Raw genomic sequence first — 25,198 nt, forward strand, 5'->3', positions numbered from 1 at the left:
GGGCTCCGGGTCAGGGCTGGCGGGTGACGGTGCGGTCGGGAGCGTCGTCGGCGCGGGCTCGGGACTGCCTGGGCGCGAGGGGCAGGCCGAGGTGCCTGCGGATGCGCAGGATGGTCGGGGCGGTGATGCCGAGCTCGCTGGTGATCTGGGCGTAGGTCGCGCCGGCCAGCAGCAGCTCGCCCACGCGCTTGATGAGCTCGGCGTGCTCCTGTGGGGTGAGGCGGTGGGCGAGGATGCCGCGGGTGGGGCGCAGCCCGAGGTGCCTGCGGGTGGCAGCGATGGTGCGGTTGGTGACGCGGAGCCGGCGCTTGATCTGGGCGTAGGTGGCGCCGGCGCGCAGCAGGTCGGCGACGTCCTGGCGTACGTCCGTCATCGCTGCCCCCGGGTGCGGTGGCGGTGGGCGAGGTCGCGGATGCAGGTGCGCGCCAGGGCAGCGGTGACGACCGTGCCGAGGGCGGTCCAGCCCCATTGGTGCTGGCGGGCGGCGCCGAGGGTGGCGGCGAGGGTGAACAGGGTGATGAGGACGTCGGCGATGATGACGCTGCGTAGTGGCATGCGGTTGGGGGTGATGTCGGGGGCGATGAGGTAGCCGGAGCTGGCGAGGTAGGTGTCGACGTGGTCGGCGAGGTCGTCGGGGTCGAATGGTTCGGCCGGGTCGGTGGTCAGCCACCAGTCCTCGAGGGCGGCGGCGACCACGCTGCGGTGTCCGGGGGCGGGGTGACGGAGCGTCACGGCTGCCACCTCCGGGTGGGGCGCACGCCGCGGCGGCCGCGGGTGATGCGCGGGGCCGGTGCGCGGCGCGGGGCTGGGGCAGGGCAGGTCGCGATGTGCGGCATGTGCAGGTGCTCGCCGGCCTCGGGGGTGGGCCGCTCGCGGGTGAGCTGGCGGGAGATCCACCGGCCGGTGTGGTCCTGGCGCACGGCGATGTTGCCGCGAGGGTCGCGGTCGGGGTCGACGGCCTGGGCGACGCGGTTGGCGGTGGTGGTCGTCCAGATCACCTCTTGCAGGCATCGAGGGCAGCGGCCGGGCCCGTTGGGGGCGGGCGGCCGCGCGAGCGGGTAGGGCATCGCAAACGAGTCCTTCCTGGCTGGTGGGTAGGCGGGGGTCAGGCGGTGCGGCAGATGACGCACCGGCCGTGGGGCAGCGGGGTGTCGCTCGGCCAGCCGCAGCCGGTGCAGGTGTGGCCGGCGGTATGCGGGGGGTGCGCGCCCCGGCGGGCGGCGTGGTGCTGGCCGCAGGCCGTGCAGGGGCGGCCGGTGTAGCGCTCGCGGCCGCGGACGCAGTCAGTGCGGCCGCACCAGCCGGGACGCAGGGCGAGGGCGGCGCCGAGGATCCAGCGGCCTGGGTCGCGGATGTCCTCGCGCATGGTCCAGGTGCGCAGCCGCTGCACGTGGTCGCGCAGCAGCCAGGCGGGCACGCCGGCGTCGAGGTGGCGGCCGACCTCGCGGCCGATGCGGCGCATCACGAACGGCGGGATGCCCGGCAGCAGGTCGTGTACGGGCTCCAGCACGTGCCAGACGCGGGGGCTCAGGCTCAGCGGTGGCCCGTCGTAGGAGCGGCAGGCGGGCGGCGCCGCGGGCCGGAAGGCGTGCGGGACCCGGCCAGCGCTACCGGCGGTATCCACAGGCGAGGCGGGCGTACTACCGGTATCTCGCCTACGGCGGACACCACCCACTGCCTCCGTCTTCACACCGTCGGTCAGTCCAGCGTCTTCCTTGATCGCGGGGGATCCGCCATCGCTGTCCGGACCCGATCCGCCATCTGTGTCCGCACTCGTCGCGGGCGCCGGGCCGTGGCCGGGGCAGCCGGTGACGGTGATCAGGTGGCGTCCCTGGTAGCCGGCGCGGCGCTGCACCTGGGCCCAGCCGGAGCGCTCCAGCTCGGCCACCAGGCGGCGCGCGGTGCGCTCGCTCACGCCCAGCAGCGAAGCCAGCTCGGCCGCCGTCACCGGGGTGCGGGTGGCCTCGGCGTAGGCCAGCGCGCAGTACGCGACGAACGCCGAAGGGCGCAGCGCCTTGACCGCGCACACGTCCACCCAGGCGAAGTGCTCACCGGGCTGGACGCGGCGCATGCGGCGCTCGGCGGTCGTGCCCCGCCCGCCCGGGTCGGTGTGCCGGATGACGGTCATCTCCGGTACGCCGTCCGGGCCGGGCGCGGCGAGCTCGGCCAGGTACCGCTCGGCCGTCCGCTTGGCGTCGCCGAGGTAGCCGGCGATCCGGGCGACCGAGGCGCGGCAGCGGCGGCCGCGCTGGTCCAGCGCGGTGAGCTGGGCGTGGTAGCGCACCGCCGTCGGCGAGTACCGGCCGCTGCCCCACACCCGCTTGGGCACTCGCACCATCTGTCCGTGCCACGGCGGCAGCTCGGCCCACGCCCGGCCGGCCGCGCCACCGGGGTGGCGCGGCTCAGCAGGCGTGGACGCGAGAGTCATGGTCCCTACGAGGTGTCGGCGGGGCGATCGGTGGTCAGGGCGTCGGGCACGGTGTAGACGGCGCCGCACGGGGCGGTGCGGATACCGGGGGCGACGTGGCGGTGCAGGCGGCCGCAGCCGTCCGGGCCGTCGCAGCGGACCGTGTATTCGGTGCGGCCGCTGGTGGCGATCGGGTCGGCGGGCACAGGGGGCGGGCCGCCCCAGCGCGGTGGGTCAGCGGGCAGTAACTCCAGCTGCTGGGTGGGGCGGAGGCGGGTCTTCGTCACGACGGCCGCTCCCCGCTATGGGGCGGCTCCGTCCGGGCCGCGCCGCCCGCCGGCGGCAGGGTGAGGGTGATCGGCCGCACCAGCTCGCGCGGCTCCCACGTGGCGATGTCCGGCCGGGCGATCAGCCCCGCCCGCTCCAGCTGGTACAGGCTCATGCGGACCTGCCTGCCGGTCATGTCCGCGATCTCGGCCAGCCGCCCGGCGTGCTGCATCCCGCCCGCCGGCAGGTACCCGGCCGGGCCCGCGTAGTGGGCCAGGACCAGGCCCAGCAGCCGCGCGTTGCGGTGCGGCAGCTCGGCGCTGAACAGCGCCCGCTCCCACCGGTAGCGGTCGAACGCCGGGCGGGAGGGCACAGGCACGGGTCTGGTGGTGAGCTGTTCGGTCATCAGGAACTCCTCGGTGAAGGTCAGACGTCGGCGCCGAGGCGGCGCAGCCTCGCGCGCGCGTTGTCCAGGGCGCGGGCGTCGGTGCGACGGCCAGGCCCGGGCATCATGACGGGGTCACCGCCGCCGGGCGGGACGACGCGGCAGCGGCCGGAGCGCAGTTGCTCGACACGGAAGCCCTGGTTTTTGAGGGCGCGTATGAGGCGGTCGGTGTCTTTGTGGGTGGTCACGTGGGTCTCCCTCAGGCCGGGCGGCCGGGCGGAGGTGGGGCCGGGCGGCCGGCTCTCGCCCAGGGGCTGTGCCGGTCGCACCACCAGCCGCCCGGATACAGGCGGGCGTAGGTCAGCGAGTGCGGGGCGGCCAGGCTCTGGCACGGCTGCGGCCGCCGGCGTCGGCCGGTCACCGGGCGGCGGGTGGCTGAGGTGGCGCCTGCGGCACCGGCCGGGGCACGGCGCCCGCCGCCGGGCCCCGGCATGCACCGGCGGCCAGCAGCACCAGGACGGCCAGGGCGGCCGCGGCCATCGCAGTCAGGGCACGGATGAGCACAGCGCCTCCTCGGCGTCTCGGGCGGGCCGCCCGCCCCGGGGGCGGTGCGAGCGGGCGGCCCGGTCATCACGCGGTCCGCCGGGTGGGGGACGCGGGTCTCAGGTGCATGTCGACGACGTCGAATGGCTGGCCGTCGGCGAGCAGGCCCGCCGCCCGGGCCCGCCGGTAGACGGTCGCCAGCCGGTCGACGGCGAAATTGACGACCTCGTCCGGCCGGGCGCCGGCGCGCTGCAGCAGCGCGAGGTCCTCGGCCAGGCCGGGGAAGGCGTCGAGGTCGATCACCAGGCGGCGCGGCCGGTGGCTGGGCTGACTGCGGCCGGAGCCGACCAGCGCAGCCAGGTGGCCGGCCACCCGGTCGGCCACCGGCCGAGACGCGGCCGCGCCCGGCCGCGCGGCGGCTTCGGCCACCGGCCGCCTGGGCTCAGCCACGTCGGCCACCGGCTGAGGCTCGGCCGCCGGCTGACGCAGCGGCCGAGTCAGCAGCTGCTCGGCCGCGTACCGGGTGATGCCGAGCTCCTTCGCGATCCGGCGCGCGCCCCACCCGTGCGCCGCCTTGAGGCGGTGCGCCTCGGCGTGCTGGTCGACGGCGCTCACTCGTCCACGTCCCGGAAGTCGTCGGCGATGTCGGCCGCGGTGAGCGAGGTGGCCGCGCCCTCGGCCGCCCACTCGTCCTCGGCGCGCGGGTCCGGGCGCAGCCGCACCGGGGCGACCACGGCCACCGCCCGGCCGGGCTGCGGCGCGGGCAGGTGCGCGAAGACGTACCGGGCCTCGTGCTCGGCCTCGTGCGCCTCGGTGACCTCGGCCTGGATCACCTCGTCCCAGCCGGCGGCGACGTCCAGCGCCGCGTCCTGGTCCTCGTACAGGCCGGCGAACGAGATGACCTCGCGGCGCGGGCCGATGGCCACCACCGCGTGCAGCTGCTCGGGCAGGGCCGGGCACTGGTGGGGCGGCTCGGCGTAGTCCGCATCCGGGCTGCACGCGCCGTGGTGCCCGCGGGGCCGGGCGCACGGGGCGTGGTCGGGCAGCATGCCGGGCGTGCCGCACGGCGGCAGCGGGGTGGGCGAGCACAGCCGGGCCAGCGCGAGCTCCGGCTCGCCGCGCTCGAGGTAGCGGATCGCCTCGCCGATCGCGTCGACCAGCTGCTGCGCGGCGCGCTCGGTGCCCGCGGCCGCCGGCTGCGCACCGTGGGCGGCGCCGTGGTGCACGACCTGGCCGTCGCGCACGATGGTCAGCAGGTGCGGCCCGGCCTCGAACCACAGCTCCATCAGCGGTTCGTCGCTCGCCTCGGAGGCGAAGCAGCCGACCGCGGTGGCGAGGTCGGGGTCGTCGGCGGGGAAGGTGTGGCTGAGCAGTGTCAGGCTCAGCAGGCCGTCGCCGGCGTCGCCGACGATGTACGTCTCACCGAACGCGGGGAAGTCCCCGGCCTGGGGGTAGTGGATGTGCACCAGGTCGCCCTGGCGCGACGGGTGCCACGGCGCCGTGGTGAGCTGGGCGTAGCCGGTGGTGAGGGCGGCCACCTCGCCGACGATGTCCCGCCGGGCCTTGGCGTCCTCGGCCTGCTGCAGCGGGCTCGCCGGCACTGCGGCGTCGGGGCGGCCGTAGAGCGCGGTGTACACCCGCTCGGCGACGGTGCCGATGCGGCCGGTCCAGGTGTGCATGCGGCCGTCCGTGCCCCGCGCCTCCTTCACCTCGAAGGTGAGGAGCGCCGGGGTGGCGCCGGGGATCAGCCCCTGCAGGGCCTCGGTGATGATCGTCAGTCGCGGATCGCGACGCATAGGAGTGTCCTTTGCTGGTGCCGGGCGGCGGGACGGGGTCAGGTCACGTCCCGCCGCCCGGGGATCAGGGGAGATGGATCAGCGGGTGCCGGGGCGGTGGTGCCGCCCCGGGCCGCGGGGCGCGCCCTCGGGCAGGCCGTAGAGGGAGGGACACGCGGGCAGCGGCGGCGGGCCGTGGCGTACGGGCTGGTGGACGGCCGACCGGGTGTGCTCCCGGTGCAGGCGGTCGGCGAGCACGCCCAGCAGCAGCCAGACAGCCACCGCCGCGGCGTAGGCGAGCAGCCACTCGATCGCGGTCACCGCACCGCCTCCCGGTCGTCGAAGTCGGCGAGGGCGCCGGCGAGGGCCGCGGCATGCTCCCACCGGGCGGGCCCGGCCGGCGGCCGCCACCTGGTCCGCAGGCCGTGTGCGGCCAGGTGGCGGGCCGCGTGCGCGAGCAGTCGCGGGGCGGCGAGCGTGTCGACGTCCAGCACGCGGGAGTCGCACGCGGTGTGGGCGGACCAGCCGGAGTGGTGCGACCACACCAGCGACAGCCCCTCGCCGCGTACCGCCCGGCCCAGGCTGGTGTGGCCGGGCGGCCACACCAGCCGCAGGAACAGCACGCCCTGCGCGGACTGCCGCAGCCCGGACTCGAGCACCTCCGGTGTCTGGCCGGTGGCGGCCAGTGCCGTGTAGACCGCGTCGGCGTACGGCAGGTGCGGGAACACCGACTCCTCGGCCGGGTGAACGCCGTCCACACGCAGCTGGCTGCTGCGGCGGATGTCCTTCCCGGCCTTCGTGTTCAGCTCCGGTGTGCTCACCGCTGCTCACCGCCCGCCTGGCTCGAGGCGCTGCGCAGGTCGGCGCGTGCTCGGGCGATCCCCGCGCAGCGGCCGGGGCAGTACCAGTGCGCGGCCGCGCCCTCGGCGGCACCGCGCACGGCGACCATGCCCGCGGCCGGCGGGTGGCCGGTCGTGACCGGGCTACCGCAGACCTCCACCGTGCACTCCTCGATGGCGGCCGTCTTGGCCCTGGCCGGGCGGCCCGTGCCCGTCAGGCCCCGGTTCCACGCCTGCCGTGCGCGCTGCTGCGCCGCGCTGGTCTCGGGAAGGCGGGGACGCGTCATCGGTCCTCACCGCCCCTCGGCTGGGGCAGCCCCGCCTGCAGGGCGCGGCGCACCCGGGCCTGCGACGGGTGCCTGAGCGGCCCGCAGTGCGGGCAGGTACGCGGGTCGTGACGCTCACTCACCACCCCGCTCACCCCCCGCTGCATCGCCGACGGGCTGCGCCTGCTGGGCGCACCAGGCCTCGGCCTCCTCGGCGCTCAGCAGGCGGGTGCCGATGACCTCCACCAGCACGCCGTCCACCTCAACCCTGAACCGCGCGCACTCGTACCTGAACTCCGCGTTGATGTGGGTCTTGCGCTCCGGTACGGCGCCGAGGGCCTGGGCCCAGCGCAGCACGCTGTCGATGTCCGGTGCGTCGATGTCCACCGTGGCCGCGCTGACGGGCCCGGACCGGTCGCCGTACGTCCTGGCGCGCATGCGCGGGGCCAGGCTCCTCATGGGCAGGTCGGGGTGGTCGGTCAGCAGGCGGCGCACCAGGCGCGAGACGCGGTACGTACCCGCCTCCACCGCCTCCACCGTGGCGAGGATCTGTTGGGCGGTCAGTGCGGTCACCAGGCACCGCCCGCCTGCGCGATCTCCTGCGGCGTCGCGCAGCGCGAGCACAGGTCGATCATCTGCGCGTTGGGCACCCAGTGGCAGCCGCCCGGGCAGGCCTTGTCCTCGGTGCAGCCGCACCGCACGCACTGCGCCACCTCGTCCTGCCCGGCCAGCGGGGTGGGCACGAACGGGATCTGCGTGTCCGGGTCGAGCGTGGTGCGCTGGTCGGCGCCGGCGGCCAGCTCGGCGCGCGCCGCGACCAGCGCCGCGTACACGCACATCGGGCTGCACCACCAGCGGCCGCCGGTGTCGGTGCCGGCGACGTCGAGGTGGATCCATCCCCACATCGCCGGGTCGGACTCGTCCAGCTCGGCCGCGCTCGCCCCGCAGCCGGGGGTGGTGCAGGTCTCGGCCGGCTGCAGCACCGCCAGCAGCAGGTCCCCCAGCCGCAGCCGCTGCTGCTGGTCCAGCACCAGCACCGCGCGGCCGCCGCGGGCGGTCTTGCACGCCACGTAGGTCGGCTCGTGCGGGTGGTCCCCGGCCGGGCCGGCCACCGTGCCGTCCCACGTCACGGTCAGCGGCGCAGTGGTGGGCGCGCTCGCGTCGGTGGCGGCCAGGACCTCGGCAACGCTCAGCAGGTCCTGCGGGTGCCGGCCCTCGCACAGCTGCGCCACCGCCCGCCACCGGGCGTGGAACCACGCGAGGGACTGGCGGTCCTGCTGGGCCTGGGCGAGCTCGGCCGCGCACTCGGCGCGGGCCTGCTCACGCGCGGCCTCGGCGATGTCCTGCGCCCGCTGCGGGTCGAACAACAGCCCCGCCGCGTACTCGGACCGGGCCAGGGCGAGCGCGGTGCCCTCGCCCTGCCGCATCGCCTCGGCGATGACACCGGCCGCCGCCCGCACCGGCGCCGGGTCCGGAACCGGTGCCGGCGCGGCCGGCGGCGCCGACGGCAGAGCGCCGACCGCCTGCTGCAGCGGCGCCGGACCGGCACCGTACGGCAGGTGCGGCGGCATGGGTCCGGGGGTCTGAGATGATGGGGTCAAGACTCCACGTCCTTCCATCGAGGTGTGGTTGTCGAGGGGTCGCGACCGGGGCCAGATCCGGGCGCGGCCCCGCTTCATGTGGGTCAGGCGGCCTGCTGTTCGGGAGTCGGCCGCGCGACCGCGACGGACGGTGCGGGCACCTCGGCCAGGCGCTGCTCGGGAGCGAGCAGCAGTGCCAGCCGGGCGTAGGTCTCCTCGGACACCGGCGGCCAGTCATCGACCAGCCGGCGGATCCGCTCCTGCCACTCCGGCCGGATCACGCCGTACTCCCGGCGGTGGCTCGCTCGGTGGGCGCGTCGATGGTGAGGTCGCTGTCGTTTACCGACAGGGCGGCCTTCAACCTCGCGTAGACCTGCGGTGACGGCTGAGCCCGCCCCTGTTCGATCTTGTAGATGTTCGAGGCGGAACACCCGGCGGCGTCAGCGATCGCGGCGACCGTCAGGCACCGCTCTTCACGGACTCGCCGGAGCTTCGCCCCAGAGATCCTCTGCGTGAGCATGCTTCCAATGTATTCCACTTATTGGAATCGACAACCCATACCACCGAGTAACTTGGAACCTAGTTGGAGAAACTTGGAACGGAGGCCGGAGTGACCATGAAGGCCGAGCTCAGGAACATGCCGATGTACTGCGACATTGGAATGGATTGGAATGCCGATGTACGCTCGGGTCATGACGGCCGCCCCCGAACCACTCGTCCGGCTCGCGCAGCGCGTCGAGCGCCGGATCGCCGAACTGGCCCTGGAGTATGCGGAGGTCTGCAGGCGCGCCGGCATCTCGGACGAGACGCTGGGCAAGATCCGCAAGGGCATCAAGGCGCGGGGGTCGACTTACCTCAAGCTTGAGCGAGCGCTCGAGTGGGCGCCGGGAAGCATCTCAGCCATCCTGGCCGGCGGGGAACCAACGCCGCTTGACACGCACGCCGACCGGCGGGCCGCCGTGAAGGAGGAGGCGGCCGCGTCCGCAGCACGCTCATCTCTGTCGTCGCGCGAGCTGGAGCTCGTGACGGACCTCGCGGTGTCCGCAGCAGAGAAGCTCGGGCTCAGCCCCGACGAGGCGCGGGAGGCGTTCCGGCGCGCGCTGGTGCGCATCGAGCAGAACCGCGCCGAGGGGCGCAGTGATCCACTGGAGAGCCCGCGAAGCCGCCGAGCCGGATAGATCACATTTCAATCACATTACATGCAATTGCACGTGACTGCGTCGCTCGTGACCGAAAGTGAACATCTCCCCCCACAGATGTCACATACACAGGTCGGGGAGGTGGGTGCGGGTGATCAACGTGGGTCAGGTGGTCGCGTCCGTGGCCGCCGGCGCGATGCTGACGATCGCGGTCACGCTCGTCGTGCAGGTGTACGGCGGCGGACAGCAGGACTTACCGGACAGCGGGGCCGGGGCGCAGCAAAGCGATGACGCCGTTGGTCGGGAGTGGAGAATCGATACTGCGGCGCAGCTGATCGAGGATTCTTTCATGCTGCTGCAGGCGCGTACGGGCGAGCAGACGCCCCCGCCGCAGGAGCGCACCCACACCACGGGCCAGGCATTCCTGCCGTACGGCGCGGTGGAAGTGCGGCGTAGGGGGCATCTGCGGCTGCTGGTTTTCGGCCGGCCACCAGGCGAGGTGATCGCCGGTGCCGCCGGATGGCTCGGCGGCACCGCGCGCGATCCCCGGGTGACTCATACCGGGCGGACACTGAGCGCGGCCGTGGCCGTGGCCGCCATCGTCATAGCGGTCTTTGGCCCGGAGCAGGATGCGAACAACCGGCAGGGCGACCCACCCGCCACGGCCACCACGCCGACGTCCTGGACCATGAGCCCGTCGGCAAGCCTGGGCACCACGGCGCCACCGGGTCAAACGCCGCGGCCAGGGCCGTCGGTGGCGTCGGTGACGCCGGCCGGACCGTGGTGAGACGCGACCCCGGCCGACGGGCGCTTGGGGGTGATGACAATGGTGTCAGGGTCGAGGTGGTAGGCAGCGCCCTTGAGCAGGACGATGTCCATGAGCAGACGTACGATCTCGCGGCGTCTGCCGATGCTCTTGGATTGCCACACCGCGTAGGCGGCCTCGACGGATCCAGTCTCAAGGAAATCCGCGAGGGGGGTTGCTGCGGTGGCTTCGGCAAGCGTGCTGCGGATCTTGGCGATCCGCTTGTCGGTGGTCGCCTTGATGGTCTCCAGCATCTCCAGGTCGATGCCGCCGCGCGCGTACGACAGGGAGGCCTGCGTCTTCTTCTGCTGCAGTTCGGTCATCTCCTGGCGCAGCGCGGCGATGTCAACCCCGGGCCGCGGCGGCTTGATCAGCTCAGCCAGGTCGTCCCGGGACAGGCGCTCGCAGGCGACTGCCGTGATGTACTCGTCGACCAGCTCGGCGAGTTGATTGCCCTTGTGGCAGGTGTTGCACCGGTAGGTGATGCCCTTGCTGCGCGAGCCGCCGCGCGCCGTGACCACACCCATGCGGCAGTACCCGCACACGGCGATCTTGGAGACCAGCCACTTCGGCACGTTGCCCGGGGTGGTGACGCGCGCGGGATCAGTCAGCAGCGTGATCAGCGCCTGCCGGGTCTCCTCCGGGATGATCGGATCGTACGCGCCCCACCTGATCACCTCGCCCCGGTAGACCACGTGCCCGGAGACGCGCGGGGAGGTGAGGATACGACGGATGGTCTTGCTGTCCCAGCCGCCGTGTTCCACCACCCTGCCCCCGCGCTTGAGCACGCGCCCGTCCGCCTCGCTCACCGTCTTCACGCCGCGCTTGCGGATACCGGCCAGCAGCTGCGCCATGTTGCCGCCGGTGGCAAGGAGTTCCTCGGCCCAGCGGCGGATCTCGGCGGCTTCCTCCGGACGGTGCCGGGTCATGTCGAGCACGGGCACGTCGACGTACTCGCGCTCGCTCAGCGGCGCCTTCGGGTTGACGCACTTGCTGCGCACCCGGCCGGTCGGCACGCCCCACCCGAAGCGGCGGATCCCCCCGCCGTACGCCCCGGTGCGGGCCTGCCGCTTGCGCGCCAGGGCTACGCGCTCGCCCTTGTGGCCGGACTCTTTCTGGGCCTGGTTGATGTCCGCGATGAACTCGGCCCGCCCGGAGGCCCGGCTGAGGTGGTACTCGCCGCCCTTCTGGACGGAGAACAGGCGCACGCCGTGGGCGCGGAAAAGCTTGATGATGTTCAGCCCTTCCTGCACGTCGCGAGTGAGGCGGTCGGCGTGCCAGACGATGACGACCGCGATCAGGCCGGCAGCGACGTCCGACAGGAGCCGCAAGAATTCGGGCCGTTCGCGGCCATTGAAGGCCGAGAGGCTGTTGTCCTGGTAGGTCGCGGCGAGCGGGTGGCCGATCTCCTCGGCGAACTCTTCGTTGTCCTGGTGCTGGGATCCGACACCTTCGGCGGCGCCGAGGTCATCGTTGGAGACACGGGCGTAGTCGACGTTGAGTCGCTCATTCGGCGAGGTAGCAGTGGTGATGGACATGCTCACCATGATGGTGTCTCAACCCTGCTATGGGAGTGCCCACGGCCGTCGCCTCGAACGCGATCAGCAGGCAGACGGACACGATCCCGATGCTCAACGCCCGGTACGGACGGCTCAGTACGGTCTCCTGCGGCTCACCGGCGGCCGTGGCGTCGACGACGGCGGTGTCGTGCGGGGTCAGGGCGCTCATGCCCGCCAGCGTAAGGCCCGTCACTGATATTCGCCCCTGTCGCGGGGCGGACCCGGGCCGGGACTTCGGTCCTAGGACGAACGCCTGCCGCGCGCCTGGTGGATTCGCGCCGCGCGCCTGGTGGATTCGTGCCGCACGTCTGGTGAATTCGTGCCACGCGCCTCGTGGGTTCGTGCCGCGCGCCACGTGGGTTCGTGCCACGCACCCTGCGGACCCGCGCCCTCCGGGCCGGCCGTTCGTGAACGGCGCATGGCAGTCCCGTTGCGGCCCCCGCCGTGTCCTTGTCCCTCCCCTCCCCCACTGCCTACGGTCGTTTCACCGACGCGGGAACGCATTCCGGGTTCCCGCCCCGGCCGTGTGCCCGAGTGGTTGAGGGACTCGCCTGCAAAGCGAGGTACGCGGGTTCGATTCCCGCCACGGCCTCCATCACCTTGACCAGGCGCGAGGGGGCGGCGCCCGGTCCGCCGAAGGGGGCGAGGAGCCGGGAACGCCCGCCAACCACCCCACGCCGTGTCAGGGCCTGTCGGCACCTTCCACGTCATGAAAATGTGATTCCGGTCGTCCGGGACTTCCCGCCTCGCGCACGGTGCCGGCGTCGTGCCGGTGCTCCAACTTGCTTGCTGTGGCGGCGACTTGCAGGTCGTCTCGTGGGGCGGATGCGTCAACTCGCCGGGTGGGAGGGCAAGAAGAACGTCGTCCGTGGCGTACGGTGCTTGTGGTGAACGTGTGTGCTGCCGCATGTGCGGCGAGCGCGACGCCCTGGGTCGGGGCCGGGGTCGGAATCGGGATCGGAGCACAGGGTGAAGGCAGTCCGTTTCAGCCGGTTCGGGGGTCCGGAGGTACTCGAGATCGTGGATCTTCCCGATCCGCATCCGGGTCCCGGCCAGGTCCGGATCGCGGTGCGCGCGGCCGGCGTCAACGCGAGCGACTGGAAGAAGCGCGAGGGCCTGATGGGCGGGGAACTCCCGCAGACCTTGGGTTACGAGGCGGCGGGCGTCGTCGACGAGCTCGGCGAGGGCGTGACGGACGTGGCCGTCGGCGATCGCGTGTTCGGGTTCTGCGCCGAGGGGGCGGCCCAGGCCGAGCTGGCCGTGCTGTCCCCCTACGCGCCGATCCCGCCGTCGCTCGACTTCCCCGGCGCCGCGGCGCTGCCGGCCGCCGTCGAGACGGCCACCCGCACACTCGACCGGCTCGGCGTCGAAAGCGGCGGCACGCTGCTCGTCAACGGCGCCTCCGGAAGCGTCGGCAGTGCCGCGGTCCAGCTCGCCGTGGTGCGCGGCGCGCGCGTGATCGGCACCGCCGGTCCGGCGAACCACGACTACCTGCGCGCGTTGGGGGCCGAGCCCGTCGCCTACGGCGAGGGCTTCGTGGAGCGGGTGCGCGCGCTCACTCCCGACGGCGTCGACATGGCGCTCGACGTCGCCGGGAGCGGGGTGCTGCCCGAGCTCATCGAGCTGGCCGGCGGCGCCGGACACGTCGTCACGGTCGCCGACTTCGCCGGCGCGCGGGAGCACGGGGTGACGTTCAGCCGCGGGGACGACGGCCGCGCGCTCCACGCGCTCGACGGGATCGGCGAGCTGATCGAGGCCGGGCGCTTCTCGCTCCCGGTCGCGCGGACCTTCCCGCTCGCCGAGGTCGCCGAGGCGCACCGTGCCGGCGAGGGCGGCCACGTGCGCGGAAAGCTCGTGCTGCTGGTCGGCTGACACGGCCGCGACGACCGCACGCGGCCCGTCTCGGTTTCCGCCTTCTTCCCCTCCCCGCGCGGCCGTGCGGGGCCTGGGCGTTCGCCCCGCCACGACGGCGCTGCGTCCTTACGGGACCGTACGTCGGTGGGCGAGCCGGGCCCGGATCACGCTCCGGGCAGGGGCGGGCAGACCTGCGAGACGAGGCGGTGCGTGGGTTCGATTCCCGCCGCGGCCTCCTTCGAGGACGCCCGGCGCTGCTCCCGGTGGAGCAGCCAGAGGACGAAGGCCAGGGTGGAGACGTCCTGGTGCAGCGGGTGGAGGCGGGCTCCCTGCTCGCAGAACGTGAGGAGCGCGCCCGTGGCGCCGTCGAGGACCAGGTGGGTGTCGTCCGTGAACCGGCCCACGCGGATGAAGCGGTCGGCGGCGGGCGGGAGTTCGCCCGGCTCGAAGATCCCGGGGCGCTCGAACGCGTAGAACTCGGTGAGCGTCGGCAGCGGTATGTCGGTGTCGGGGCAGATGACGCGGCCGTCCTCCGGCAGACCGGTGTCGCGCAGGAAGCGGCGGGTCGGCTCGTGGGTGAGCGTGACGGGGAAGTCGATGTCCTCGAAGCGCACCACACGGCGGGCGCCGAACTCCTGCTCCAGCAGCCGGTACGGCAGGTCCAGCGTCAGGCCGGGGCCGCGGCCCGGGCCCGTGATCAGCACCGGCGGCCGGCTCGGCACCGGTCTCGTGTCCACTGTGTACGTCCCCCTGATGGCGTCCTCCCTGACGGTGCCGGTCGTGACGATCATGCTTCCCCCGTGTGTTCCCGTGCGTTCCCGCACGTCCCCGTGAATCCCCGTGGAGTCCCCGTGCGCCCCGAACACCGGCGCGCGGCGCCCCACTGACGGAAACCCTACGCCTCACCACTGACAACGCCCCGCGCGGCGGACGTTCACGTCTCCGTCTGGAAGTCCCTATGAAAGACGCTCAGGCGACCCTCATGTGTTCCCGCTTCACGAGAATCGCCTTCACTACCCCTCCCCGTCTCCCTCGTCTCCCCCGCCGTCAGCGCCACGGTGCCGGTGCCCGCTTCCCGGCGGCCGTCGCGCCTGCCGCGTCCGCCGCGAGAACGAACAGCGGGAGCCTCAGGACGAGTTCGCCCACGCCGGGCGGGGCTCGTGGCGAAGCTCGTGGCGGGGCTCCCGCGGGGAGGGGGCCCGGTGGCCGGTCACTGGGGGGTCACCACCGCGGCCTGGGGACGGATGGGCAGGCGGTTGACGGGGCGGCCGGTGGCGGCGCGCACGGCGGAGGCGACGGCCGCCGGGGCGGTCACCACGGGTACGGCGCTGACCGACTTGGCGCCGAAGGGGGCGACCACGTCGCGCTCCTCGACGAGCTTGACGATCTGGATGTCGGGCGCGTCCAGGGCGGTGGGCAGGGCGTAGCCGGTGAGGTCGGGGTGGCGGATCACCCCGCGCGCGGTGCGCAGGTTCTCCGTCAGCGCGATGCCGACGCCCTGGGTGACGCCCGCCTCGATGCGCGCGGCGAGCTGGGCGGGGTTGAGGACGCGGCCCACGTCCTGGGCGACGGCGAGCTCCACCACCCGCACCGACCCGACCTCGATGTCGACGTCGACCACCGCGCGCACCGCGCAGAACGCCAGCCCCACGAAGGCGTCGCCCTGGCCGGCCTCGTTGAGCGGCTCGGTCGGGTGCGGGCGGCACTGCGCCGTCGCCCACAGCTCCTTGCCCTCCATCGCCTCGGTGACCGTGGTGGACAGGACACCGTCGTACGACGTGATCTTGCCGTCGGTGATCTGCAGCAGCTCGGCCGACATGCCGAACTTCTGCGCCAGGGGCTGCAACAGCTGCGTGCGGACCATCTTGGCCGCGCGTTCCACCGCGCCGCCGGACACCCAGGTGTGGCGGCCGTGGCAGCCCGCGCCGGCCGGGGGCTGGTCGGTGTCGACGGGCGCGACGTGCACCTCGTCGATGCCGAGGGTCTCCTGCACGATCTGCCGGGCCAGCGTGGCGAAGCCCTGACCGTGCTCGACGGCCGCGCACAGCACGGTCGCCACCCCGTTCTGCACCCGCACGGTCGCCGTGGACACCTCGTCGGCGCCCTCCGCGCCGAGCATGTGCACCATGCCCAGGCCGTAGCCGACGCCCCGGCGCACCGCGCCCGGCTCGCCCGCGCCCTCGGGGCCGCCGGGCAGCAGCCACTCCTCCTCGGGCGTGTCCTTGGGCAGAGGGGGCAGCGGGTGGTCCCGCACGGCCTGCAGCAGTTCGGCGACGGGGGCCGGGCAGGTCACCGTCTGGCCGGTCGGCAGCACGTCGCCGGTCGCCATGGCGTTGCGCAGGCGCAGCTCGGCCGGGTCCAGGCCGAGCTTCTTGGCGAGCTTGTCCATCTGCGCCTCGTAGGCGGCGCACACCTGCATCGCGCCCTCGCCGCGCACGTGGCCGGAGGGCGGGTTGTTGGTGCGCACGGCCCAGCCCTCGATGAAGGCGTTGGGCACGACGTACGGGCCGCACGCGAAGGCGACGGCGGCGGCGAGGGCGTCCGAGGAGGTGTCGGCGTAGGCGCCCGCGTCCAGCAGGATCTGCGCCTCGACCTTGACCAGCTTGCCCTCGGCGTCGGCGTGGTGGCGGTACCGCAGCAGCGTCGGGTGGCGGTGGGTGTGGCCGAGGAAGGACTCCTCGCGGGTGGCGGTCAGTTTCACCGGGCGGCCGGTCTTCAGGGCGAGCAGGCCGAGCGGGAGCTGGAAGCCCCGGTCCTCCCGGTCGGCGGTGGCGCCGGGCACCCCGGTGACGACGACCTTGACGCGCTCGGGCGGCAGCGCGTAGCAGGCGGCGAGGGTGTCGCGGTCGGCGTGCGGGTCGGTGGAGGCCGTGTACAGCTCCACGCCGCCGTCGGGGCGCGGCACGGCCAGCCCGGCCTCGGCGCCGATGGGCGCGGGGTCCTGGCGGCCGATGCGGTACAGGCCCTCGACGACGACGTCGCCGACGACGCTGGGGTCGCCGTGGCGCAGCGGGATGTGCCGGACCAGGTTGCCGTCCGGGTGCAGCGGCTCGGCCTCGAACGCCTGCTCCGGGTCGGTCACCGGGTCGAGCACCTCGTACTCGACGATCACGGCCGCCGCGGCCATCCGCGCGGTGTCCGGGTGGTCGGCGGCGACGGCCGCGATGGGCTCCCCGTGGTGGCGTACGACGTCGGAGGCGAACACCGGCCGGTCGGCCCGGCCGCGGCCGAACAGGGGGGTGCCGGGGACGTCCTCGTGGGTGACGACCGCGTGCACGCCCGGCATCTCGCGCGCGTGGGAGGTGTCGATGGACAGGATGCGCGCGCGGGGGTGCGGGGAGCGCAGCACGGCCGCCCACAGCAGGCCCTCGGCCCACAGGTCGGCCGCGTACGGGAAGGTGCCCTCCGTCTTCGCGCGGGCGTCGGCGGCCGGCAGCGAGGCGCCCAGGCCGTGCGGCAGCGGCTCGGGCGCGGCGGCGGTGTCCGTCGACTGGGCAGCCTGCGCGGGGGCGGCGGCTTCGTTGCTCACGCCTGGCCTCCGTCCTGGCCGTAGTGCTGGTCGTACTGGTCGTACTGGTCGGGCTGGGGGTGCGGAGTGTGCGGGTCGTGGGGGTGGTGCGAGTGGTGCGGGTTATGCGGGTGGTGCGGTTCGTGGGGGGCGGTCCGGTGCGCGGACTCGAATCCCGGCGAGTCGAACACCGAGGCGTGCACGCCCCCGGCGCCCGGTCCGGCCTGGTGCGGGATGCGCGGCCCCTCGCCGTCGGCCTCCTCCCCGGCGGCCGCGGCGTGCGCCTCGCGTTCGGCGACGACCTCCTTCACGGCCCGCAGCACGCCCCGGTAGCCGGAGCAGCGGCACAGGTTGCCGCACAGGGCCTGACGGGCCTCCAGGTCGGTGGGGGCGGGGTTGCCCTCCAGCAGGTCGTGCACGGTCATCGCCATGCCGGGGATGCAGAAACCGCACTGCACCGCGCCGCACCGGGCCAGCGCCCGCTGCACGTCCGACGGCTGCCCGTCCACGGCCAGCCCCTCGACCGTGCGCACCTCGCTGCCGGCCGCGGTGGCCGCCGGCACCAGGCAGGAGGCGACGAGCCGGCCGTCGACCTGGACGTTGCAGGCGCCGCACTCGCCCTGCGAGCAGCCGTCCTTGGCGCCGGCCAGGCCGAGCCGCTCCCGCAGCACGTACAGCAGCGACTCGCCGATCCAGGCGTCCGTGACGGGCCGGTCGACGCCGTTGACGCGCAGCATGTAGGAGACGAGCGGATGCTCCTCGTGCGGAGGCGGGGGCGGGACGTCGTCGTGCGGCGCGGCGGCATCCCCGGCGGCATCCCCGGCGGCGGACGCGGGGGTGTCGTCGGGGGTGTCGTCGGGGGCGGGCGCCGCGTGGTCCTGCGGGACGTCCGACGAGCCCGCCGGGTCCGCCGGGTCCGCCGGGTCTGCGGAGTCCGCCGCGTCCCGGGTGTCCGCCGGGCCCTCCTGGGCGGCGGGGCCCTCCGGGGCCTGCGGGACCTGCGAGACCTGCGGGGCTTCCTGAGCGGCCTCCTGCGCGGCCTCGGCAGCGGCCTCGGCGGTCGCGTCCGCGGCGGTCTCGGCGGGCGCCTCCACGCGGCTCTCAGCGGCCTGCGCGGGCTGCTGCGGCCCGGCGGCGGAGTCCGCGGTGTCCGCGGTGTCCGCAGCTTCCGGAGCGCCCGGGGCGTCCGTGGCACCCGTGACGTCCGCGGACTCTCCGGCCTGTCCTGCCCGCTCGGCCTGCTCGGCCTGCTCTGCCTGTTCGGCCTGCTGCGCCTGCCCGGCCTCTGCGGCGGCCGCGTGGGCGCTCTCGGCGGCCGTACGAGCGCTCTCGGCGGCCGTGTGCACGGTCTCGGCGGCCGCCCGCGCGGCCTCGGCCGCGCGCTCCGCCTCGCCGGGCTGCTGCCGGTCCCAGGGCTGCCCGGCCGCCTCGGTCGCCCAGGGGGCGGGGGCGCCGCCGGGCAGGGTGGCCGGCGGGGCGGAGCCCCACTGCTGGACCAGCGACGACGTGGTGTACTCCCCCGACTCATCCGGCAGGTCGCCGCCGGCGACGGGGATCGACCACTGCCCGGTCACGTCGTGCCCGGGCGTCGCGGGTGCCGGCTGTTCCGGGGCCGGCTGCTCCGCGGCCGGCTGCTGCTGTCCGGCCTGGGGAGCGCCCTGGAAGGTCCACTGCCCGGTGGCGCCCGCCGGGTAGGCGAACCGGTCGTCGTTCCCGGTGCCGTGTCCCGCGTGCGGGTCGCCGCCGGTACGCGGGTCGTGCTGCCCGGCGTTGGGATCGTGACCGACGTTCGGTCCGTGCCCGGCGTTGGGATCGTGACCCGGCTGCGGCCCGTGCCCGGCGTTGGGGTCGTGCCCGGCGTTCGGTCCGTACCCGGTGTTCGGTCCGTACCCGGTGTTCGGTCCGTGCCCGGTGCCGTAGGGCACCTCGTGGGGGTCGCCCCAGTGCGCGCCGTCGGCGGGTGCCGTCGGGGTCGGCCAGCCGCCTCCGGTGGCCTGCGGGCCGACCGCGGGCGTGCCCGGCGCTATCGGCGGCGGCACGTAGCCGTGGCCGGGTGCGGCGAGCGGAGTGTCGGCGGCCAGCAGGGCGTCGATGCCCCCCTCGGGGAGCTGGACGAAGGCCGTGGCCCCGTCGTCGTACTCCCCCTGGGGCAGCGGGTCCCAGCGACCGCCGCCCTGGGGCGTGCCCTCCGCGTGCTGGTCGTCGGTCACGACAGCGCCCTCCCCAGTGCTCGTCGGGCCAGCGCGGCGACGGTGCGCCGCAGGTGCAGTACGGCGGGCGGAAGCTGCGGTACGGAGCCGTCCTCGGCCGGGGCCGGGTCGGGGATGCAGGCCGCGGCGACGTACTCGCCGAAGGCGTGCAGCGCCTCGGGGACGATCGCGCGGTGGTCCCAGTCGATGAGCTGGGCGACCCAGTGCTCGGCGTCCAGCGGGCGCAGCGGCATCGGCGCTATGGCGCCCACCGCGCACCGCACGCCGCGCCGGGCCGGGTCGAGGACGAGCGCGACGGAGGCGACGGCGCGGCCGGGGCCGGTGCGGCCGGTGGCCTTCAGGAAGACCTGCGGGGCGTGCAGCAGCGGCACCCGCACATAGCCGATGAGTTCGCCCGCGCGCAGCATCTCCATGCCGGCCAGCAGGTGCGACACCGGGATCTCCCGGCGGGCCCCGCCCGGGCCCGCGACGATCAGCGTCGCCTCCAGGGCGGCCAGCACGGGCAGCGCGTCCCCGGTGGGGGCGGCGGTGGCGATGTTGCCGCCCAGGGTGCCCGCGTTGCGGATGTGCGGCGGGCCGGCGGCGCGCGCCGCGGCGGCGAGCGCCGGGATGAGGGCGGCGAAGTCGGGGCGCCCCATGCGCGCGTGCGTGAGGCCCGCGCCGAGCAGGGCGTGCCCGTCCTGGTACTGCCAGCCGCGGATCTCGCTGATGCGGCCCAGGCCCACCAGGGCGGCGGGCCGCAGCTGTCCGGAGTTGACGGCGGCCATCAGGTCGGTGCCGCCCGCCACGGGCACGGCGGCGGGCATGGCGGTGAGCGCCGCCACGGCCTCGTCGAGCGTCGTGGGCAGCGTCACGGCCTGCGCCGCCTGCGGTGCGTGCGTGGTCAAACCGGCTGCCCCTTCCCGCTGCCCCAGCTGGTCACGCCTGTGCTGCCGTACGGTACGTGCTGACAGGGCGGACGTGGCAACTCTGGCACATCTTCGCAGCCCCCGCGGACGGGGGTGGGCGGGTGCGCATTCGCCTGCCCCGCCGGGGAGATGGCCCGGTCTCGCGCGACGCCGTCAGTGTGCACGCGTTCCCACCCTTCGGCAAAGTTCGCGCATTTCCTCCCACATGGACACGAATTCGCCTTATCCGGCACGGATTTCTCCGGTACGGGTTTCTTCAGTGCGGGTTTCTCCGAAGCGGGTTTCTCCAGGGCGGGCTTCTTCAGGGTGAGCTTCTCCGGCCCGGGTTTCTCCGTCATGGGTCTCTTCGACATGGCTGCGGGCTCACCGCTCGGGAGGCGGGCCGTCGAGCGGGCGGCCGAGCACGCCGGGGCGGCGCTGCCAGGGGTGGGGACCGGTGGGCGGGCGGTAGGCGACGCCGAGGGCGTCAAGTCGCCGGTAGTGCTCGGCCATACGGCGCTCGAAGCCGGCGAAGTCCCGCTCCGCGGGGGCGGGCAGGCGGCTCCAGGCGACCTCGGCGAACGCCGCGAGCCTGGGGTAGAGCTGGTAGTCCACGCGCGCGGGGTCCTCCGTCACCTCCGACCACAGGTTGGCCTGCGTGCCCAGCACGTGGCCCGCCTCCTCGGGCGTGAGGTGCGGCGGGACGGGCTCGAAGCGGTAGACGTCCTCCAGGGTGCGCACGTAGCCGATCGGCACGGGCTCGTCCGGGCCGGCGTCCTGGCGGTGGTCCAGGTACACGTGCTGCTCCGGGCACATGACGACGTCGTGCCCGGCGCGCGCGGCGGCGATCCCGCCGGCGTACCCGCGCCACGACGACACCGCCACGCCCTCGGCCGGCCCGCCCTCCAGCCGCCCGGCGTCCGGCCGCCCGGCGGCCGGCAGTCCGCCCTCCAGCAGTCCACCGTCCAGCAGTCCGCCGTCCAGGATCTCGTCCCAGCCGATGAGCCGCCGTCCGCGCGCCGCCAGCCACCGGGCGAAGTGCCCGACGAACCAGGCCTGCAGCCCGTCCTCGTCCGCCGGCCCCAGTTCCCTGATGCGGGCCTGCGCGGCCGGGGAGCGCCGCCACTGGTCCTTGGGGCACTCGTCGCCGCCGACGTGCACGAACGCCGAGAACCCCGACGGCCCGGTGGCGTCGGCCGGGAACAGCTCCAGCACCTCCTCGAACACCCCCTCGTAGAAGCGCAGGGTGGCGTCGGTGGGGGCGAGCACGTGGGGGGAGATGCCCCAGGTGTCCCACACGGTCAGGGCGGAGGTGTCGACGACGTCGGTGTTGCCGAGTTCCGGGTAGGCGGCGATGGCGGCCTGCGAGTGCCCGGGCACGTCGATCTCGGGCACGACGCTGATGTGCCGCTCGGCGGCGTAGGCGACGATCTCGCGGATGTCGTCCCGGGTGTAGTAACCGCCGTGCGGCCGCTCGTCCCACAGCGGCGAGGCGCGGTGCCCGATCTTGGTGCGCGCCCGCCAGGCGCCGACCCCGGTCAGCCTCGGGTACCGCTCGATCTCGAGGCGCCAGCCCTGGTCGTCCGTCAGGTGCAGGTGCAGCACGTTGAGTTTGTGCGCCGCCATCAGGTCGAGGTGACGCAGTACGGCCTCCTTGGGCAGGAAGTGCCGGGCGACGTCGAGCAGGAGACCGCGCCAGCGGAAGCGGGGGCTGTCCTCGACGGCGACGGCGGGCACCTCCCACGCGTCCCGGCGCGCGACGGGCGCCCGGCGGAAGGCGTCCGGGCCCAGCAGTTGGCGGAAGGTCTGGGCGCCCCGGAACACGCCGGTCTCGCTCGCGCCGTCGACGACGACGAGGCGCTCGTCGGCGGTGAGGCGGTACGCCTCGTGGCTGCCGAGCTCCCCGGCGAGTCCGGGCACGATCCGCAGCAGGATCCGGCTCTGGCTTTGGCTCCGGCTTCGGCTCCGGTTCCCGCCGGCCGGCGGCAGCGGGTACCCGGTCGCCGCCCCCACGGTGGCCCGCAGCCACTGCGCGACCCGCTCGGTGCCGGGGCGCGCCTCGATCCCGGTCCCGGCGTCGACGAGGCACCCGGCGCAGCCCGACACCCGGCCGGGCGCCGGGATCAGCGCCACGTTCGGCCCGGACGATCCAGATGACCCGGATGATCCAGATGACCCGGACGAACCAGACGAACCGGAAGATACGCACGGCCCGGACGACTCGGCAGGACGTCCGCGGCGGAGTCCCGGCGGGCCTTCGGGGCGGACGTCCGGAGGGCGTTGCGGGGTGAGTGCGTCACCGCTCATGCGGGCCATCCTTCACCGCCCCCGCGGCCCGCGGGGCGAAGACGGCCACACCTGGCGCGATAGCACCGCCCGCCGCGCCGATCCCGCCCCGGCCTCGCCCCGCCCCACCCGTGATCGGGCACACCCGTGATCGGGCACACGAAGGCCCCCGGGCGCATCACCATGCTTCCGGGGACCCCGGCAGACCTCGGGCGGGCGCGGGCGCGGGCGGGCGCCGCGGCGTCCGGGCACGGGCGGCCCGCACCGAAGGCGCGGCGAAGGTGCCGCGCGGGCGTGCCGCCGCGCGTCGGCTACTTGTCGTCGCCGCCCTCGTCGCCGCTGCCCATGGAGTCGTAGATCTCCTTGCACAGGGGGCAGACCGGGTACTTCTTCGGGTCGCGGCCCGGCACCCACACCTTGCCGCACAGCGCCACGACGGGCGTGCCGTCGAGCGCGCTCGCCATGATCTTGTCCTTCTGGACGTAGTGGGCGAAGCGCTCGTGATCACCGTCGCCGTGCGACACCTGCGGTGTCGGCTCTACGAGAGTCCCCGTACCAGTCCCGCGCTCGGGCTCGAGAGTGCTCATAGCGACCAGGGTACTGAAAGCCCACACCCTTCAGTTCAGTCAGTAGTCAGTCAGTAGCTCAGCCGTGGGTCAGTCAGTTCAGTGATCAGTTCAGTGATCAGTTCAGTGAAGGGTCGTCCGGGTACGTGGCCACCATCGCCAGCTCGTTGCGCTGGCGGCGCAGCACTTCCCGCCAGAGTCGCTCGGGGGCCGGCGAGGAGACGTCGCCGGGTTCGGACTCGACGACGTACCAGGCGCCGTCGACGAGTTCGTCCTCGAGCTGGCCGGGGCCCCAGCCGGCGTACCCGGCGAAGATCCGCAGGGAGCCGAGGGCCTTGGCCAGCAGCTCGGGCGGGGCCTCCAGGTCGACGAGGCCGATGGCGCCGTGCACCCGGCGCCAGCCCAGCGGGGCGCGGTCGCCGGAGCCGCCGGGGATGACGGCGACGCCGAGGGCCGAGTCCAGTGAGACCGGGCCGCCCTGGAAGACGACGCCGGGCTCCCCGGCGAGGTCGGCCCAGTCCTCGAGGATGTCGCCCACGCTCACCGGCGTCGGGCGGTTGAGGACGACACCGAGGGAGCCCTCCTCGTCGTGGTCGAGGAGAAGCACCACCGCGCGGTCGAAGTTGGGGTCCGCCAGGGCGGGGGTGGCCACGAGCAGCCGCCCTGTGAGCGAGGACACCTCGGTCATGCCAGACATGATCCCGCATCTTCCCCCGCGGTGGGGAGGCAATCGGGCCCAGCGGGTGTGGGCAGGTGAGGGCGCACGGGTGCGGCCCCGCGCACACCGGCCCGGCGGTGACCCGTTGTGCCCGTTGAGAAACGGTTCGTGTTGTGACACAGCTATGACACAGACGGGCGGTCCTCGGGCTTACGGCAGGGGGGTGCGCGGCGATTACTCTGTCCCTCCGGCCTCTGCCGCACTCATCCCCACTCATCGGAACGCGAGATACATGACCGTCAACGACGATGTCCTGCTTGTCCACGGCGGAACCCCGCTGGAGGGCGAGATCCGTGTCCGCGGCGCGAAGAACCTCGTGCCGAAGGCCATGGTCGCCGCCCTGCTGGGCAGTGAGCCGAGCCGACTGCGCAACGTTCCGGACATCCGCGACGTGCGGGTCGTGCGCGGCCTGCTGGAACTGCACGGGGTGTCGGTCCGCCCGGGTGACGAGCCCGGCGAGCTGGCGCTGGACCCGACGCACGTGGAGAGCGCGAACGTCGCCGACATCGACGCGCACGCGGGCTCGTCGCGCATCCCCATCCTGTTCTGCGGGCCGCTGCTGCACCGCCTCGGCCACGCGTTCATCCCGGGCCTGGGCGGCTGCGACATCGGTGGCCGGCCGATCGACTTCCACTTCGACGTGCTGCGGCAGTTCGGCGCGGTCATCGAGAAGCGGGCGGACGGGCAGTACCTGGAGGCGCCCAAGGGGCTGCGCGGCGCGAAGATCCGGCTGCCGTACCCGTCGGTCGGCGCGACCGAGCAGGTGCTGCTGACGGCCGTCCTGGCCGAGGGCGTCACCGAGCTGTCCAACGCGGCCGTCGAGCCGGAGATCGAGGACCTGATCTGCGTCCTGCAGAAGATGGGCGCGATCATCGCGATGGACACCGACCGCACGATCCGCATCACCGGTGTCGACAAGCTGAGCGGCTACACCCACCGCGCCATCCCGGACCGGCTGGAGGCCGCGTCCTGGGCGTCGGCGGCGCTGGCGACCGAGGGCAACATCTACGTCCGCGGCGCGCAGCAGCGGTCGATGATGACGTTCCTGAACACCTACCGGAAGGTGGGCGGCGCCTTCGAGATCGACGACGAGGGCATCCGCTTCTGGCACCCCGGCGGCCAGCTCAAGTCGATCGCGCTGGAGACGGACGTGCACCCCGGCTTCCAGACGGACTGGCAGCAGCCGCTCGTCGTCGCCCTGACGCAGGCCACGGGTCTGTCGATCATCCACGAGACGGTGTACGAGTCCCGGCTGGGCTTCACCTCCGCGCTGAACCAGATGGGCGCCCACATCCAGCTCTACCGCGAGTGTCTGGGCGGCATGGACTGCCGCTTCGGCCAGCGCAACTTCCTGCACTCCGCGGTCGTCTCGGGTCCGACCCGGCTGCAGGGCGCCGACCTGGTCATCCCCGACCTGCGCGGCGGCTTCTCGTACCTGATCGCCGCGCTCGCGGCCCAGGGCACCTCCCGCGTCCACGGCATCGACCTGATCAACCGCGGCTACGAGAACTTCATGGAGAAGCTCGTGGAGCTGGGCGCGAAGGTGGAACTGCCGGGCAAAGCACTGAGCTGACCCAGCCGCCCTCACTCCGGCCCACAGCGAC

General features: G+C 74.2%; 29 protein-coding genes, 1 tRNA gene and 1 pseudogene. 5 read left to right on the forward strand and 26 right to left on the reverse strand.

The window, feature by feature from the left end; translation table 11 throughout:
- Nucleotides 1–10: 10 nt before the first annotated feature.
- The 17 genes from IE225_RS08680 to IE225_RS08760 all read right to left on the reverse strand — a co-directional run bounded on the left by IE225_RS08680 (nt 11) and on the right by IE225_RS08760 (nt 8,582).
- A complete protein-coding gene (locus IE225_RS08680) occupies nt 11–373 on the reverse strand; it encodes a helix-turn-helix domain-containing protein (RefSeq protein ID WP_190056774.1) in 363 nt (120 codons plus the stop codon).
- Nucleotides 370–732, reverse strand: a complete 363-nt coding sequence (locus IE225_RS08685) for a hypothetical protein (RefSeq protein WP_190056775.1) — start codon at nt 730–732, stop codon at nt 370–372. Before IE225_RS08685 ends, IE225_RS08680 begins: the two co-directional genes overlap by 4 nt.
- On the reverse strand, nt 729–1,067 hold the full coding sequence (locus IE225_RS08690) for a hypothetical protein (RefSeq protein ID WP_190056776.1): 339 nt from the start codon (nt 1,065–1,067) through the stop codon (nt 729–731). The genes IE225_RS08685 and IE225_RS08690 overlap by 4 nt, the downstream gene beginning before the upstream one ends.
- Before the next feature lie 38 nt (nt 1,068–1,105).
- Nucleotides 1,106–2,428: a helix-turn-helix domain-containing protein gene (locus tag IE225_RS08695; RefSeq protein WP_190056777.1), complete on the reverse strand. Its 1,323-nt coding sequence runs from the start codon at nt 2,426–2,428 to the stop codon at nt 1,106–1,108.
- A gap of 5 nt (nt 2,429–2,433) precedes the next feature.
- Entirely contained in the window at nt 2,434–2,694 is a 261-nt protein-coding gene (locus IE225_RS08700) for a hypothetical protein (RefSeq protein ID WP_190056778.1), read from the reverse strand.
- A complete protein-coding gene (locus tag IE225_RS08705; RefSeq protein WP_190056779.1) occupies nt 2,691–3,080 on the reverse strand; it encodes a hypothetical protein in 390 nt (129 codons plus the stop codon). Before IE225_RS08705 ends, IE225_RS08700 begins: the two co-directional genes overlap by 4 nt.
- Nucleotides 3,081–3,100: 20 nt before the next feature.
- The gene (locus tag IE225_RS08710; protein ID WP_190056780.1) at nt 3,101–3,307 is read right to left on the reverse strand and encodes a hypothetical protein; all 207 of its coding nucleotides are present in this window, start codon (nt 3,305–3,307) and stop codon (nt 3,101–3,103) included.
- Nucleotides 3,308–3,476: 169 nt separating this feature from the next.
- A complete protein-coding gene (locus IE225_RS08715; RefSeq protein ID WP_190056781.1) occupies nt 3,477–3,623 on the reverse strand; it encodes a hypothetical protein in 147 nt (48 codons plus the stop codon).
- A 66-nt stretch (nt 3,624–3,689) separates the two neighbouring features.
- Nucleotides 3,690–4,217, reverse strand: a complete 528-nt coding sequence (locus tag IE225_RS08720) for a hypothetical protein (RefSeq protein WP_190056782.1) — start codon at nt 4,215–4,217, stop codon at nt 3,690–3,692.
- Nucleotides 4,214–5,398: a hypothetical protein gene (locus IE225_RS08725; protein ID WP_190056783.1), complete on the reverse strand. Its 1,185-nt coding sequence runs from the start codon at nt 5,396–5,398 to the stop codon at nt 4,214–4,216. The genes IE225_RS08720 and IE225_RS08725 overlap by 4 nt, the downstream gene beginning before the upstream one ends.
- A 78-nt stretch (nt 5,399–5,476) precedes the next feature.
- Entirely contained in the window at nt 5,477–5,698 is a 222-nt protein-coding gene (locus IE225_RS08730; protein ID WP_190056784.1) for a hypothetical protein, read from the reverse strand.
- Nucleotides 5,695–6,198: a hypothetical protein gene (locus tag IE225_RS08735; protein ID WP_190056785.1), complete on the reverse strand. Its 504-nt coding sequence runs from the start codon at nt 6,196–6,198 to the stop codon at nt 5,695–5,697. The genes IE225_RS08730 and IE225_RS08735 overlap by 4 nt, the downstream gene beginning before the upstream one ends.
- Nucleotides 6,195–6,503 carry a hypothetical protein gene (locus tag IE225_RS08740; RefSeq protein WP_190056786.1) on the reverse strand — a complete coding sequence of 103 codons (309 nt, stop codon included), beginning with the start codon at nt 6,501–6,503 and terminating at the stop codon, nt 6,195–6,197. Before IE225_RS08740 ends, IE225_RS08735 begins: the two co-directional genes overlap by 4 nt.
- A 114-nt stretch (nt 6,504–6,617) precedes the next feature.
- Nucleotides 6,618–7,055 carry a hypothetical protein gene (locus IE225_RS08745; RefSeq protein ID WP_190056787.1) on the reverse strand — a complete coding sequence of 146 codons (438 nt, stop codon included), beginning with the start codon at nt 7,053–7,055 and terminating at the stop codon, nt 6,618–6,620.
- The gene (locus IE225_RS08750) at nt 7,052–8,083 is read right to left on the reverse strand and encodes a hypothetical protein (protein ID WP_190056788.1); all 1,032 of its coding nucleotides are present in this window, start codon (nt 8,081–8,083) and stop codon (nt 7,052–7,054) included. The genes IE225_RS08745 and IE225_RS08750 overlap by 4 nt, the downstream gene beginning before the upstream one ends.
- Before the next feature lie 83 nt (nt 8,084–8,166).
- Entirely contained in the window at nt 8,167–8,343 is a 177-nt protein-coding gene (locus IE225_RS08755) for a hypothetical protein (RefSeq protein WP_190056789.1), read from the reverse strand.
- The gene (locus IE225_RS08760; RefSeq protein ID WP_190056790.1) at nt 8,340–8,582 is read right to left on the reverse strand and encodes a helix-turn-helix domain-containing protein; all 243 of its coding nucleotides are present in this window, start codon (nt 8,580–8,582) and stop codon (nt 8,340–8,342) included. The genes IE225_RS08755 and IE225_RS08760 overlap by 4 nt, the downstream gene beginning before the upstream one ends.
- A gap of 172 nt (nt 8,583–8,754) precedes the next feature.
- Between IE225_RS08760 and IE225_RS08765 the strand changes: the two genes are divergently transcribed.
- Both IE225_RS08765 and IE225_RS08770 read left to right on the forward strand, forming a co-directional pair.
- Nucleotides 8,755–9,240, forward strand: coding sequence for a hypothetical protein (locus IE225_RS08765; protein WP_190056791.1), 486 nt, complete (start codon nt 8,755–8,757; stop codon nt 9,238–9,240).
- A gap of 112 nt (nt 9,241–9,352) precedes the next feature.
- Nucleotides 9,353–9,988: a hypothetical protein gene (locus IE225_RS08770; protein ID WP_190056792.1), complete on the forward strand. Its 636-nt coding sequence runs from the start codon at nt 9,353–9,355 to the stop codon at nt 9,986–9,988.
- Here IE225_RS08770 and IE225_RS08775 read toward each other — a convergent pair.
- Nucleotides 9,931–11,544, reverse strand: a complete 1,614-nt coding sequence (locus tag IE225_RS08775; RefSeq protein ID WP_190056793.1) for a recombinase family protein — start codon at nt 11,542–11,544, stop codon at nt 9,931–9,933. The genes IE225_RS08770 and IE225_RS08775 overlap by 58 nt on opposite strands.
- A 25-nt stretch (nt 11,545–11,569) precedes the next feature.
- Nucleotides 11,570–11,734, reverse strand: a pseudogene (locus IE225_RS08780) (MFS transporter); the annotation flags it as partial.
- A 351-nt stretch (nt 11,735–12,085) separates the two neighbouring features.
- Between IE225_RS08780 and IE225_RS08785 the strand changes: the two are divergent.
- Together IE225_RS08785 and IE225_RS08790 are read left to right on the forward strand one after the other, a co-directional pair.
- Nucleotides 12,086–12,160, forward strand: a tRNA-Cys gene (locus IE225_RS08785).
- Between the two features lie 374 nt (nt 12,161–12,534).
- On the forward strand, nt 12,535–13,437 hold the full coding sequence (locus tag IE225_RS08790; protein WP_190056794.1) for an NADP-dependent oxidoreductase: 903 nt from the start codon (nt 12,535–12,537) through the stop codon (nt 13,435–13,437).
- A 146-nt stretch (nt 13,438–13,583) separates the two neighbouring features.
- Here IE225_RS08790 and IE225_RS08795 read toward each other — a convergent pair whose 3' ends face one another.
- From IE225_RS08795 to IE225_RS08825, 7 genes are all read right to left on the reverse strand, one after another.
- A complete protein-coding gene (locus tag IE225_RS08795) occupies nt 13,584–14,210 on the reverse strand; it encodes an SUKH-4 family immunity protein (RefSeq protein WP_190056795.1) in 627 nt (208 codons plus the stop codon).
- Nucleotides 14,211–14,629: 419 nt separating this feature from the next.
- The gene (locus tag IE225_RS08800; protein ID WP_190056796.1) at nt 14,630–16,948 is read right to left on the reverse strand and encodes a xanthine dehydrogenase family protein molybdopterin-binding subunit; all 2,319 of its coding nucleotides are present in this window, start codon (nt 16,946–16,948) and stop codon (nt 14,630–14,632) included.
- Nucleotides 16,945–19,137, reverse strand: a complete 2,193-nt coding sequence (locus IE225_RS08805; RefSeq protein WP_190056797.1) for a (2Fe-2S)-binding protein — start codon at nt 19,135–19,137, stop codon at nt 16,945–16,947. Before IE225_RS08805 ends, IE225_RS08800 begins: the two co-directional genes overlap by 4 nt.
- Entirely contained in the window at nt 19,134–20,024 is an 891-nt protein-coding gene (locus tag IE225_RS08810; RefSeq protein WP_190056798.1) for an FAD binding domain-containing protein, read from the reverse strand. The genes IE225_RS08805 and IE225_RS08810 overlap by 4 nt, the downstream gene beginning before the upstream one ends.
- 384 nt (nt 20,025–20,408) lie before the next feature.
- Nucleotides 20,409–22,157, reverse strand: a complete 1,749-nt coding sequence (locus IE225_RS08815) for a beta-N-acetylhexosaminidase (protein ID WP_190056799.1) — start codon at nt 22,155–22,157, stop codon at nt 20,409–20,411.
- 464 nt (nt 22,158–22,621) lie between these two features.
- Nucleotides 22,622–22,897, reverse strand: a complete 276-nt coding sequence (locus IE225_RS08820) for a DUF3039 domain-containing protein (RefSeq protein WP_190056800.1) — start codon at nt 22,895–22,897, stop codon at nt 22,622–22,624.
- A 97-nt stretch (nt 22,898–22,994) separates the two neighbouring features.
- Complete coding sequence (locus IE225_RS08825; RefSeq protein ID WP_190056851.1) at nt 22,995–23,564, reverse strand: YqgE/AlgH family protein; 570 nt, start codon at nt 23,562–23,564, stop codon at nt 22,995–22,997.
- 262 nt (nt 23,565–23,826) lie between these two features.
- Here IE225_RS08825 and murA point away from each other — a divergent pair, with 262 nt between their 5' ends.
- Nucleotides 23,827–25,167 (forward strand): UDP-N-acetylglucosamine 1-carboxyvinyltransferase, encoded by a 1,341-nt coding sequence (gene murA, locus IE225_RS08830; RefSeq protein ID WP_190056801.1) that lies wholly within the window; start codon nt 23,827–23,829, stop codon nt 25,165–25,167.
- Nucleotides 25,168–25,198 lie beyond the last annotated feature (31 nt).

It is taken from the genome of Streptomyces echinoruber, from assembly GCF_014651135.1.
Classification (GTDB): Bacteria; Actinomycetota; Actinomycetes; order Streptomycetales; family Streptomycetaceae; genus Streptomyces; species Streptomyces echinoruber.